We start from the raw sequence: 12549 nt of genomic DNA on the forward strand, positions 1-12549 counted from the left end.
TGTCTAACATCTATGTAGCTGCCTAGTGACTCGTTATCAAAAACAGGATGGAACCTACCATCGTGCGAACGACATATATAGAAACAGCCTATTTTCGTTTTATACTTAAGCAAAGGATACATAGCCGTCTCCTATTTCGATATAAATCCGCCTCTTTTTAGATATCTTAAATAAAGTGGCGAAAGACCTCGTCCATCATAACCCCTCAGCCAACCCTCAATATCAGAAACGTCTGGCGGAAGTATTCGCTTTATCTTTAATGCGACACTCCTATTTATTCCGAGCGACATCATTTCCAAAACCTTAGGGTCGTAACTACCTAACTCAATCATAGCAGGCAGGCTCAACTGATATGCGTATCTCTCCCTATCGGCCTCAGACAGGAAACTAGACACGACATCGGACCAAATAGAAAGGTATCTGACCAGTATAAATGCAATAGATCTACTTATGTATCCAGTAACAAATCTAGCAGCAGTGTCTATTTTAGAGCTATCGCCGACATCTTCAGTATCTACGAATCCTTCAAAAGTTGAGTCATCAAGCAATTTCTCGATGAAATAACGATGACTTTCGCCAGACATCCACTTATATGCATCGAACACCAAAGAACCAATAGATATTTTTCGACCAAAGCGTCCTACATTTAAGTCGGATTCAATTTCAAAAATCCCATTCAACCGTCTTACTATATTATCAAACTGATAATAAAGGCTCCTTTCGTGAAATTCTGAATCAGGTCCTCCCCCCCTTATGAATGGAGTTTTATTTGGCATCCATGACCAAACGCCATCATCCAAAACGTCTCTATAAAATTTATCTTGAAGCAGAGGATCGATATGCGGATTCATCTTCAAAAGATTGATAGGAATTTTAATATCGCCGGCCAGCCCCTCTAACTTTTTACGACACCCACGCTTAATATCATCTGATATTTTTGCCTGATTCATCAATCTATCGAAATGAGGTTCATCTGCAATATATAATTGCCGCAAATAAGCAATTGATTGATAATTTTCAATGCTTTCATCTGCACTGAGAATTTCTGACTTTTCCTTGCCAATTAAATACAAGAGATCATGTGAATTATTTTCTATAAAAGCCAAACTGGATGGCTTTATCTCGGTAGGCGCACTATCGGTAAACCTCTTTTCGGCCCATTCGTCGCCAACAATATCAAGACAATAAACCTCCCCGTACATACTATTACTAATGCGACCAGCACGCCCGATTAAATTTAGAAACTCTAATGAGCTTAGCGGATGCGTTCCAGCGGAGGGATTTATAATAATCAGTTTATCTGCCGGAAGATTAACCCCTTGGATAAGCGTAGTGGTACATACAAGGTGCTTTATATCACCTAATAGATAAAGACTTTCCAACTCAAGCCGCACTATGTCTGGAAGGCCACCATGATGAAACGCAACACCCATACGAAGGGTTCTTATTAAGACATACTCCGGATAGATCTCATCCGCAAGAAAATCAATAAGATCCCTGACTCCTTGAGACGCCCCATCAACAATATCCGGATTAGACATTCCGACATAAGGAGCAATCTTCAAAGCCCACTTTTCAGCCTGTCCCTTCCTAGGAGAAAATACTATGCAACTCCCTTCGCACACGTGGCTTCTGAAAAAGCCAGCAAGAGCCTCGCCCTTGTTAGTTTTAACCTTTGAATAAAGAGCAGTTTTTACTGAAAACTGCCCTTCGATAACATTTCCGGTAGGACTAAACAGCTTATAATCAGCTTGTTTCATGCGAGGCCTAAACGTTAGTCCTGCTTTAATCTGGACTACCGGAGTGGCCACTGTAAGCATATCCTCCAACTCCAAATCAACAAGCTTATTGATTGAGCTGGCAATATTCTCCACATATGGTCCAGCAAACAAGAACTGAGTGCTACGCCATATCCCAATCATCCTGTAAAGAGCATCCTCCAGGATCAAGCCCCGCCCTTGCTCCTCCAGATTTTGTATTTCATCAAAAAAAACAATAGATGGATCTGCCAACTTAAAATCTTGAAAGACCTTCATACACCTTTCAGGTGTCAGAACAAAAATCGTTGAAACTGTTGAATCCTCCAAAGCTCGATAAGTAGTGTATACTTTTGAGCTTTTCAATAGCGCCGACTTTAGAGTCATTGCCACCTGATTAACCAAGGCTTTAGTAGGTACCACATAAAATATCGTTGCAGGCGAAGCAATAGCTTGAGCTACAATGTACCGTTGAATAATGAAAGATTTTCCCGCCGATGTGGGAGCCGATATAGCAACATTTTTTCTCGAGCTGAGTTTATCCCAAAGTTGTTTTTGATAATCAGTAAATACAGCACTCGGGCAGCCTTCAAGATCTTGCGACAGATATCCCCGCTTAGCTGAAAGCTCTAAATTTAAGCTGGAGCCAAAACTCTCTTGATATACCCCGTTCTCAAAAATTCCATATAAATGCCGGCTGGCAAGAAGGTTTCCAGTTCTAGACTGCAAAATGTAGCATGCCTTCTTATAAAGCGTATTTGACGGATCGCTTTGGTAAAGCAGCGTACCGTAGGAACTCGCTAGATTTTTAAGGTGCTCGGACGACCCAAGTGCAATAGCCGACGCAAGCCACGTTGCACGTTTGATATCAGTATCATCATACGGCTCTGCCAGATCGACTCCCCACTTACTCAGAAATAGTTTCTTCAAGAGCTTGTCGTAGGTGAGGACAAAGTCTAAATGTTTTGCTGCTTGCTCAGACAGTCCATTGCCCTTATTCATTTGGCTTTACCCTTTCTGCCTTGCTTCTTATCTACTTTTTCAGTCGACCGCTCCACATACTCAACACCATGAATGGCCTTATAAAGCGACCGCTTGAAATTTCCAACATTCACCAGAGGTATAAATAAAAATTCCAAGTAAACTTTCTTGAGCTCTGGATACTTCTCTAGCTTTTCCTCAATTGCGCGAAACTCTTCAGCCCCGGACTCTTTCAACCAATCATCCAGCAGCTGCTCCGCATGCGCTCGACTTAAAGCCGCAACCTCAATCTCCCCAATCTTTTTCGCATCGAACACAATTAGAACCGGATGAACCATTATGCAGCTTCTGTATTCATCCGTGCTGGGATTTAGATGATCAAGCAAGCTTGAAAATTGATCAACGGAGAAATTTTGAGATATATTAGATCGAGCTATAAACAACTCATGACTGAGCGTAGCGCCTGAGTAAGCCCCATGAAACCTATCCAATGAATCTAATGCGCTATCAGTGGCAGACGCCAACGACTGGTATATCTTCGACTCACCAATCAATATTGAAAGCTGCTGTCGATAGGATCCGAAAAATATTCCATCACCACCTTTAACTTGGTCGTTGACATTTGTTAGCAATTGAAGCTTATGGGAAACCATAGGAACTTTTAGCAAAGTTTCAACAAGCATGTAGAGTATTAACTCTCCATACTTTCCGTCATTTACTGGATTGGTTTCGCCGAAAAAGGTGAGGGCTTTTCTAAAAGGGTCTACATTTTCTCGCTCGTAAAGCTCGAGCTGCTTCTTATCGAAGATGTAATTTTTTATGTTGTCTGCCAGTTTTTCGACAAGCGCGAGTGTTTCCTGTTTTGTCCCAGAAAATTTGAGAGGTAATATTTTTAGCGTAACCTTGAGCTCGCCTACAGGACAGGGAGCAGAAAAATACTTATCGAACCAATCAATATCAACGGAGATTAGGTCTTCCCATACACAGTCGTCAAAAATTGACATTGGACTCCCTTCCAGTCTGGACCCCGCGTACTGCGGTATCTACGTGCTACTACTGCGCATCCTCGAAAAAGTCTAGCCAAAGCTTCCAAGTGGTAAAATATAGGCGCCAGAGTGATCATTTTCAAAAATTACTCGCGAAACCAGCTCAAACCTTGCATTTGACGTCGCCCGTACTGGTAAAAGGTTTTTGGCAATCCGTTCTGAGCTCACAGCGGAGAGGCGAAGTCCATTAGTCACTGTGTATGCCTACGTGTATGCCAATAGCCAGCCATAATTCCCAAACCGCTCTATTACGAAGGTCTCGACACTAAATATTGACGTAGTCGCTCGACCAATCTGCTCCGCAAGGGTCACCCCAAGGTCCGCCCGGCGCGGGCTTTGTCGTTTCTGGGGTTTGGCCTTGGCGCCCCAAGGAGCGCCGCCCTCCCCCCTCTCTATCGCCGACTCAACGCCAGCTTGGCGGCGAACAGCAGAAAGACCACGCCCGTCACCCGATCCAGCCAGCGGATCACCGCGGCCTTGCGCAGGGTCTCGCCCAGGGTGCGGGTGGCGCCGATCAAGGTCAGGGACCAGAGCAGGCCCAGCGCCACATGGATGGCGACCAGGCCGAAGGTCCAGGCGATCAGGGGTTGGCCCTGGGGTATAAACTGGGGCAGGAAGGACACGTAGAAGATGCCGACCTTGGGATTGAGCACGTTGCCCAGCATCCCCTTGAGGAACCAGTTGGAGTCTGAGCCGCCCTCGCCTGCCGCGGCGGCGATGGCGTTACGGGGGCGCAGCAGCAGGTTGAGGCCGAGCCAGCAAAGGTAGGCGGCTCCGCAGTATTTGAGCAGCGTATAAGCCAGTTCCGAGACCGCCAGCAGTGCGCCCAGGCCGAAGGCCACGGCGGCGCCCCAGAGCAGGCAGCCGGCATTGATCCCCAGGGCCGCGCGCCAGGCCTGGGCGCGGCCCTCTACTGCGGCGGTGCGCAGGATCAGCGCGGTATCGAGACCCGGGGTGACGGTGAGCAGGGACGCGGCCAGGGTGAAGGCCAGCAGGTTGTCGGCGAGGGGCATGGCAGGGCTCGTTTCGGCGGGAGGCTCGAAACGGTAGCACGGGGTCAGAACGGCGATCAGCTTGCTCTTGAACTGCCCTGGCCGCCCGCAGGCGGCCAGGGCAAGGCTCAACCGGCGGCGCGGAAGGCGGGTTCCTGGTCGGCGATGTAGCGGGCGGCGGCGCGGCGGGCTTCCAGTTCGAAGGCCTGGGGATTGCGATCGACGATGCGCTCCAGGGTGCCGCGGGGAATGCCGTCGGCTTCGAAGTCGGTGCGGCACTGCAGGGCGCCGGCGTGGCAGACGTTGCGCTCGACCGCTTCGATCAGACCACCTGCACGCAGGGTCTTGACGATGTTGTGGGGCAGACGGCGGCTGCGACGCAGAGCGGCGGTGGCCATGGCCAGGACGTCGAGGATCTCGTTTTCCACCGGGGTGAAGGGGCCGTTGCCGAGCTTGCCCTTCTGCATCAGGTAACGGCGCGAGAGCAGATTGCCCTGGCGTTCGAGGGCTTCTCGCGCGGCCAGGTCGAGGCGACCGCGGCTTTCCAGGCTGCGCTCCAGCGCAATGAGAAATTCCCAATCGGTGATCTGAGAAATCTGGGTGATGACTGCGTCCATGAAGCGCTCCTTGCCAGTCGGGAATAGATGGCACATTGATAGCGTTCAGCGCATTTGGTTCCCTGCAAAACCGGCATGCCGACGGACGTCATATCATTTGGCCAGTGCCGACCGGTCGAGGCCGACGAGCGTGTCTATTCAGGGGACGAAAGGAGCGATGACAAGAGCTGGGTAGGTAGGTCGCACCAACCGTCCTATCCCAGGAAACAGGACACTAGCGACGCGGCAGCAGGCTCTCGACCAACTGGCTGAGGTCGGCCACGCTCCAGGGTTTGGGCAGGAAGGCGGCGCGCCGCGGCAGGACGGCGAGATCCTGGTCGATGTAGCCGGAAATGATGATGAAGGGCACCGTGGGCCAGCTCACCGCCGCGAGCTGGGCGAAGGCCAGACCGTCCAGCATGCCCGGCACGTTGACGTCGGCGATGACCATCTTGGTATCGCTGCCGCGGGTGTCCATATGAGCCATCGCTTCATCGCTGGAGGCGACTGCCACGACGTTCAGCCCCTGTTCGGTGAGGATTTCGGTCAGCAGCTCGCGCTGCCCCGGATCGTCTTCCAGAACCAGAATTTGTCTTTGTATTTCAAGGCTTCTCGGCTTCATGGCAGCTCAGACAGCGAAGGCGGGAGAGGTTCTCCCCGAACCTACCTAACGGTCACCTGAGGCAGGTGAGCGGTAGGCTGGCCAATTGCCTTCAAACCCGCGCCACGCCTGGCTTTCAGCCCTTAAAAGAACCATGCCAGACGGCCTCGTGAGGGGCGCGGATGAAGTTTTTTCGCCGCTTGGCTGTCTGAGGGCCAAGACGCCCATTTTTCGCCTGCGCAAGGACCCCGCCTCCGTGAGCCGACAGCCCCCCTCCCGCAAGGCGCGGGTCGACAATTCCGCTACCAGCGATGTTTCGCACGAGGGCAAGAACATCTTCTTTGCCGCGGTGGAAACCACGCGGATGCCGATGCTGGTGACCGATCCCAAGCAGCCGGACAACCCGATCATCTTCGCCAACAACGCCTTCACCGACATGACCGGCTACCAGGTGGACGAGTTGCTGGGGCGCAACTGCCGCTTCCTGCAGGGACCGGAGACGGATCGTTCGGTGGTCGGCCAGATTCGCGAGGCGGTGGAGCAGGAGCGCGAGATCTCGGTGGAGATCATCAACTACCGCAAGGACGGCTCGACCTTCTGGAATGCGCTGTTCGTCTCGCCGGTGTACAACGACGCGGGCGAGCTGACCTACTACTTCGCGTCCCAGCTGGATGTCAGCCGGCGGCGCGACGCCGAGGACGCCCTGCGCCAGGCGCAGAAGATGGAGGCGCTAGGCCAGCTCACCGGCGGCATCGCCCACGACTTCAACAATCTGCTGCAGGTGATGATGGGCTATATCGACATCATCCAGCGCACTGCGGAAAAGCCCAGCTTCGACCAGGAACGCATCGTGCGCAGCGCCACCCACGCCAAGTCGGCGGCGGAGCGCGCCAGTACCCTCACCCAGCAGCTGCTGGCCTTTTCCCGCAAGCAGAAGCTCGAAGGCCGGGTACTCAACCTCAACAACCTGATCCGCACCTCCCATGAACTGGCGGAGCGGACCCTGGGCGACGTGGAAATCCGCACTCAGTTGGACCCCGAGCTGTGGAATTGCCGCATCGATCCCACCCAGGCCGAGGTGGCGCTGCTCAATATCCTGATCAACGCCCGCGACGCCCTGGCGGATTGCCCGCAGCCCAGCGTGGGCATCGAGACGCGCAACGTCGAGGTGCGCGAGCTGGCGAACATGTCCTACGACGGCCTCATGCCCGGGCGCTATGTCAGCCTGGCGATCACCGACAACGGCCACGGCATGCCGGCCAGCATCCGCGATCGGGTGATGGATCCCTTCTTCACCACCAAGGAAGAAGGCAAGGGCTCGGGGCTCGGCCTGTCGATGGTCTATGGCTTCGCCAAGCAATCCGGCGGCACGGTGCGCATCTATTCGGAAGAAGACGTCGGCACCACCCTGCGCCTTTACTTTCCGGTGGATGACAGCCATGTCACCCAGCAACAGGCCGAGCAGCGCTCGGAGCGCCGCAGCGGTACCGAGCGCATCCTGGTGGTGGAAGACCGTCCGGACGTTGCGGAACTGGCCAAGCTGGTGCTGGAAGACTACGGCTACACCGCGCAGATCGCCTTCAATGCCAGCGAAGCCCTGCGCCTGCTGCGCGAAGACGAGCAGCCGTTCGACCTGGTGTTCACCGACCTGATCATGCCGGGCGGCATGAATGGGGTGATGCTGGCGCGCGAGGTGAAACGCCTGCACCCGGCGATGAAGATACTGCTCACCACCGGCTACGCCGAGAATTCGCTGGAGCGCACCGACATCGGCGGTTCGGAATTCGATGTGATCTCCAAGCCCTACATCCCCAACGACTTGGCGCGCAAGATTCGCCGGGTGCTGGACGGACCCAACGGGATCGCCTGAGGGTGCGAGCGCTCTTACCCGCGCCGGGGCCGGGCCGTGTCGATGGGTCGGAGTGGCCTTGGACCAGCGACACGATTAGACTGACGATTAACGGGGCGCGGATCGCGCCCTCCGTTTTTTCCGCTGCATGGTTCCAACGCAGCTCCATAGCTCCCTTCACCTCAGCGTAACGCACAGCGCCCCTGCTTCAGCAGCCGTCTGCGCCGCATGTTTTCCGTGCTCTTCGTTTCCGACGCCGCGAGGTTTGGCCATCCATGAATTCTTCTAGCGCGTCCATTATCGCGACAGGCAATGCCGGCCTGGATCAGGTCCTGCGCGGCGGTCTGCCCAAGGATCGGCTCTACCTGCTGGAGGGCACCCCAGGTTCGGGCAAGACGACCCTGGGCTTGCAGTTTCTCTTCGAAGGCGTCCGCCAGGGCGAGTCGGTGCTCTATATCACCCTGTCGGAGACCAGCGAAGAGCTGCGGTGCGTGGCCGAGTCCCACGGCTGGAGCCTGGACGGCGTGCACCTGTTCGAGCTGTCCGCCGCCGATGCCGTGCTCGGCGGTGCCCAGGAGCAGACCATCCTGCATCCCTGGGAGTCCGAACTGGGTGACACCATCGAGCTGATCCAGGCCCGCGTCGACGAACTCCAGCCGCGCCGCCTGGTGTTCGACAGCCTGTCGGAGATGCGCCTGCTGGCCCAGGATCCCTTGCGCTATCGCCGCCAGGTGCTCGCGCTCAAGCAATTCTTCGCCGGACGCGGCCTGACCGTGTTGCTGGTGGACGATCTGACCGCCAGTGGGGGCGAGCGCGACAATCATCTGCACAGCCTCTGCCACGGGGTGCTGACCCTGGAGCGCCTGACCCTGGACTTCGGCGCCGCCCGCCGGCGCCTGCAGATCCAGAAGTTGCGTGGCGTGGACTTCATCGCCGGCTATCACGACTTCGTCCTGCGCCGCGGCGGCCTGGAGATCTATCCGCGCATGATCGCCGCGGGGCACTACCAGGAATTCGTGGGCCAGCCCGTGCCCAGCAACATCGCGGACATGGATGCGCTGCTGCATGGTGGCCCCCTGCGCGGCACCAGCACCCTGATCACCGGCCCGGCCGGTACCGGCAAGACCACCCTGGCCCTGCAATATGTCACCGCGGCCTGCGCGCGCGGCGAAAGGTGCGCCGTCTATGAATTCGACGAGCGTATCGGCACCCTGCTCAAGCGCGCGGAAAGCATGGGTATGCCGCTCCATCGATATATCGACGAGGGTCTGCTGGTGGTCCACCAGATCGATCCGGCCGAACTGTCTCCCGGCGAATTCGCCTGGCGCGTACGGCGGGATGTCGATGAGAACGACTGCCGACTGCTGGTCATGGACAGCCTCAACGGCTACCTCGCCGCCATGCCCCAGGAGCAACACCTGATCCTGCAGATGCACGAGTTGCTTTCCTACCTGAGTCAGTCCGGGGTGGTGACCTTTCTCATCAATCCCCAGCATGGTCTGGTCGGGACGATGACCTCCAGCCTCGACATCTCCTACATCGCCGATACCGTGGTGCTGATCCGTTTCTTCGAGGCCCAGGGCCGACTGCGCAAGGCCATTTCCATCCTCAAGCACCGCGGTGGCGGCCACGAGGACGCGATTCGGGAATTGCGCATCGATACCCGGGGCATCCGGGTGGGTCAGCCCCTGGTGGACTTCCGCGGCGTGCTGACCGGCACCCCGGAGTACTTCGGTGCCAAGCAACCCCTGATGGAAGAGCGCGATTGACCGAGACCAAGACGTCTTCCTGCGAGCTGATCATCTGTGCCCCGCTCCGGGGCGATGCCGCCAGCCTGCAGCGACTCTTCACCCAGGGCTATCACACGCGCTACCTGTCCACGCTCAACGAGGTTGCAGCCGCGCTGGGCGACGAGACGGGCATCATCGTGTTTACCGAGGAGGCTCTGCGCCAGGAGCTGAACGCTCTGGCGCAGGCCTTGGAGCGCCAGCCGACCTGGTCGGACATCCCGCTGGTGCTGCTGGCTTCCGACTCCAAACGCTCGGGCCGCGGCAACGATCTCCTGCGTCGTCAGCTGCCCGCGGCCGCCACCAATCTGGTCATCCTGGAGCGGCCCCTGAGTGGGGCCTCCCTGCTGAGCAGCGTGGCCGCCGCCTGGCGGTCGCGACTGCGCCAGTTCGAGATGCGCGACCGTCTCGCCGAACTCGCCCAGGAGCGCGAACGCCTGCAGACGCTGCTGGAGAACCTGCCGGTGGGGGTGTGCTTCATGGATGCCCAGGGCCGCACCCTGGTCAGCAATCCCTTCTATGAGCAGTACGTGCCGGGTCAGCGCATTCCGTCCCAGCAACCGCAGGAAGTGGCGCGCTGGACCGCGCTCGACAGCAATGGCCGGCTGCTGCCGCCCGAACGTTTCCCGGGCGCTCGGGCGCTGGGTGGCGAGCGGGTCAAGGGGCAGGACTTCTATCACACCAGTGCCACCGGCGAGGAATCCTGGCTGCGGGTGAGCGCGGTGCCGCTTCACGACGCCGGCCAGCAGATCATCGGTGCGACTACGGTGATCGCCGATATCAGCGAGGAGAAACGCGCGGAACTGGCCTTGCGCCGCTTCAACGAAGAACTGGAAGTCCAGGTCGAGGAGCGCACCCGTACCCTGGCGCTTACCCTTAGCGAATTGCAGCGGGAAACCGCCGAACGCAGTCGCGCCGAAGAGCAGCTGCGTCAGTCACTGAAGATGGAAGCGGTCGGCCAGCTCACCGGCGGCATCGCCCATGACTTCAACAACATGCTCACCGGGGTGCTGGGCGCCCTGGACCTGATGAAGATCAAGAACAAGGGGCAACTTGCCGGCCTGGAGCGCTACATGGAGGCGGCGCAGCACTCGGCGCATCGGGCGGCGGCGCTCACCCAGCGGTTGCTGGCCTTCTCGCGCAGGCAATCGCTGGAATCGCGCCCGATGTCGGCCAACGACCTGATCCTGGCGCTACAGGATCTGCTGCAGGGCACCGTGAGCGAGCAGATCTCGGTGACGCTGGAACTGGACCCGACGGCGCCCTGGATCCTGGCCGACGCCAACCAGCTGGAGAATGCCCTCCTCAACCTGGTGATCAATGCCCGCGATGCCATGCCGGATGGCGGCGTCGTCACCCTGGCGACCTATCCGGTGACGGTCACCGAGCCGGCGGCCGAAGACGAGGCGCTGCCTCCAGGAGACTATGTCTGCATCGAGGTGCGGGACAGCGGAACCGGCATTCCGGAGCGGTTGCTGGACAAGGTGCTCGAGCCCTTCTTCACCACCAAGCCCCAGGGCCAGGGCACCGGTCTGGGGCTGTCGATGGTCTATGGCTTCGCCCGGCAGAGCAATGGCCGCCTGACCCTCGCCAGTGACGCCAGCGGAACCCGGGTGTGCGTCTATCTGCCCACGGCGGAACAGCGCCGCGAGCCGCAGCGCGCCGAGCCGGCGGAGCTCGTCCAGGGTGCCGGCCAGACCATCCTCCTGGTGGAAGACGACGATGCGGTACGGCTGGTCAATCAGGAGGCGCTGCAAGCCCTGGGCTACCGGGTCTGGAGCGCTGCGGAGGGCAAGGCCGCGCTGCGTCTGCTGGATCAGATCCCGCAGTTGGACCTGCTGGTGACCGATGTCGGCCTGCCGGGCCTCAATGGTCGCCAGCTGGCGGAGGTCATCCAGCAGCTCAGGCCGCGGCTGCCGGTGCTGTTCCTCACCGGCTACGCCGAGGGCGCCCTCAGTAGGACTTCCTTCCTGGGTGGTAACATGGAGCTGATGACCAAGCCCTTCACCCTGGACCAGTTGGCTGCGCAGGTCGCCGCCATGCTGTCCGGGTCCGCCAATCGGGCCGTGGCGCCCTCCTGAGGTCGCCGCCGCCCCGCGACCTAGCCAAGGACCCCATGACCTCCCAGATCCGCCCCGCCCGCCGCGAAGACGCCACCCGCATTCACGAACTGATCGTCGAACTGGCCGACTATGAAAAGGCCGTCCACGAGGTGCTGGCCAGTCCGGCCCAGATCGAGGCGACGCTGTTCGCCGCCGACACCCCGACCCGGGCGCTGGTCGCCGAGCACGACGGCGTGGTGGTGGGCTATGCCGTGTATTTCTACAGCTATTCCACCTGGCTGGGCCGCAACGGCATCTACCTGGAAGACCTCTATGTGAGCCCCAGCGCCCGCGGCACTGGCCTGGGCAAGGGCCTGCTGCGCGAACTGGCCCGGGAAGCGGTGGCCAACGACTGCGGCCGCCTGGAGTGGAGCGTGCTGGACTGGAACACCCCGGCCATCGACTTCTACGAAAGCCTGGGCGCCCAGGCCCAGAGCGAATGGGTGCGCTATCGTCTGGACGGCGCGGCGCTGCGGGATCTCGCCGAGAGTGGGCGGTAGGATTCACAGGTTGGGTTGAGCGCCAGCGAAGCCCGACGCGACGGGACGCGACATGGGTAATGTTGGTTGCGGTTATGGCGATCCGCTGTTGCCGGGGGACGCCGATCGCGGCCATGGGCCGCTCCTACAGGTTCCGATTCCCCTGTAGGAGCGGCCCATGGCCGCGATCAGCGCCTTAGCGTGGAAAACGGCGCAGCCTTTTCCACCGGGGACGTCGGCATGGGGCGCGCCCTCACCCCAACCCTCTCCCAAAGGGAGAGGGGGATTTTCGACCAAGGATCAGCGTCGTAGCGTGGAAAACGGCGCAGCCTTTTCCACCGGGGACTGCGGCATGAGGC

The 12549-nt window shown here is 58.1% G+C and carries 10 protein-coding genes; 5 read left to right on the forward strand and 5 right to left on the reverse strand.

All coding sequences use genetic code 11. From position 1 onward, the window contains the following. Positions 1 to 131 precede the first annotated feature (131 nt). From POR01S_RS23400 to POR01S_RS23405, 5 genes are all read right to left on the reverse strand, one after another. On the reverse strand, positions 132 to 2759 hold the full coding sequence (locus POR01S_RS23400) for a DEAD/DEAH box helicase (protein WP_081875201.1): 2628 nt from the start codon (positions 2757 to 2759) through the stop codon (positions 132 to 134). Next, a complete protein-coding gene (locus POR01S_RS10015) occupies positions 2756 to 3742 on the reverse strand; it encodes a Hachiman antiphage defense system protein HamA (protein ID WP_042135542.1) in 987 nt (328 codons plus the stop codon). Before POR01S_RS10015 ends, POR01S_RS23400 begins: the two co-directional genes overlap by 4 nt. A 434-nt stretch (positions 3743 to 4176) precedes the next feature. Continuing rightward, a complete protein-coding gene (locus tag POR01S_RS10020) occupies positions 4177 to 4797 on the reverse strand; it encodes a LysE family translocator (RefSeq protein WP_042135544.1) in 621 nt (206 codons plus the stop codon). Positions 4798 to 4904: 107 nt separating this feature from the next. Beyond that, complete coding sequence (locus POR01S_RS10025) at positions 4905 to 5393, reverse strand: hypothetical protein (RefSeq protein WP_027597570.1); 489 nt, start codon at positions 5391 to 5393, stop codon at positions 4905 to 4907. A 214-nt stretch (positions 5394 to 5607) separates the two neighbouring features. After that, complete coding sequence (locus tag POR01S_RS23405) at positions 5608 to 5994, reverse strand: response regulator (RefSeq protein ID WP_052504098.1); 387 nt, start codon at positions 5992 to 5994, stop codon at positions 5608 to 5610. Between the two features lie 235 nt (positions 5995 to 6229). Here POR01S_RS23405 and POR01S_RS10035 point away from each other — a divergent pair, with 235 nt between their 5' ends. The 5 genes from POR01S_RS10035 to POR01S_RS23910 form a co-directional block, all read left to right on the forward strand. Then, entirely contained in the window at positions 6230 to 7843 is a 1614-nt protein-coding gene (locus tag POR01S_RS10035) for a histidine kinase famiy protein (protein WP_007162860.1), read from the forward strand. 254 nt (positions 7844 to 8097) lie between these two features. Next, the gene (locus POR01S_RS10040) at positions 8098 to 9591 is read left to right on the forward strand and encodes an ATPase domain-containing protein (protein WP_042135546.1); all 1494 of its coding nucleotides are present in this window, start codon (positions 8098 to 8100) and stop codon (positions 9589 to 9591) included. Next, positions 9588 to 11690 carry an ATP-binding protein gene (locus POR01S_RS10045; protein WP_042135548.1) on the forward strand — a complete coding sequence of 701 codons (2103 nt, stop codon included), beginning with the start codon at positions 9588 to 9590 and terminating at the stop codon, positions 11688 to 11690. Before POR01S_RS10040 ends, POR01S_RS10045 begins: the two co-directional genes overlap by 4 nt. A 35-nt stretch (positions 11691 to 11725) precedes the next feature. After that, the gene (locus tag POR01S_RS10050) at positions 11726 to 12211 is read left to right on the forward strand and encodes a GNAT family N-acetyltransferase (RefSeq protein ID WP_042135550.1); all 486 of its coding nucleotides are present in this window, start codon (positions 11726 to 11728) and stop codon (positions 12209 to 12211) included. A gap of 157 nt (positions 12212 to 12368) precedes the next feature. Next, positions 12369 to 12549: hypothetical protein (locus POR01S_RS23910; RefSeq protein WP_217996695.1), on the forward strand; the 181-nt coding region annotated here is incomplete at its 3' end.

Source organism: Pseudomonas oryzihabitans NBRC 102199, assembly GCF_000730625.1.
In the GTDB taxonomy this organism is placed as follows: domain Bacteria; phylum Pseudomonadota; class Gammaproteobacteria; order Pseudomonadales; family Pseudomonadaceae; genus Chryseomonas; species Chryseomonas oryzihabitans.

Coding starts and splice junctions, on each gene's coding strand:
- POR01S_RS23400 (WP_081875201.1), bottom strand. CDS start 2,759: ATGAATAAGGGCAATGGACTGTCTGAGCAAGCAGCAAAACATTTAGAC.
- POR01S_RS23405 (WP_052504098.1), bottom strand. CDS start 5,994: ATGAAGCCGAGAAGCCTTGAAATACAAAGACAAATTCTGGTTCTGGAA.
- POR01S_RS10040 (WP_042135546.1), top strand. CDS start 8,098: ATGAATTCTTCTAGCGCGTCCATTATCGCGACAGGCAATGCCGGCCTG.
- POR01S_RS10050 (WP_042135550.1), top strand. CDS start 11,726: ATGACCTCCCAGATCCGCCCCGCCCGCCGCGAAGACGCCACCCGCATT.
- POR01S_RS10025 (WP_027597570.1), bottom strand. CDS start 5,393: ATGGACGCAGTCATCACCCAGATTTCTCAGATCACCGATTGGGAATTT.
- POR01S_RS10015 (WP_042135542.1), bottom strand. CDS start 3,742: ATGTCAATTTTTGACGACTGTGTATGGGAAGACCTAATCTCCGTTGAT.
- POR01S_RS10020 (WP_042135544.1), bottom strand. CDS start 4,797: ATGCCCCTCGCCGACAACCTGCTGGCCTTCACCCTGGCCGCGTCCCTG.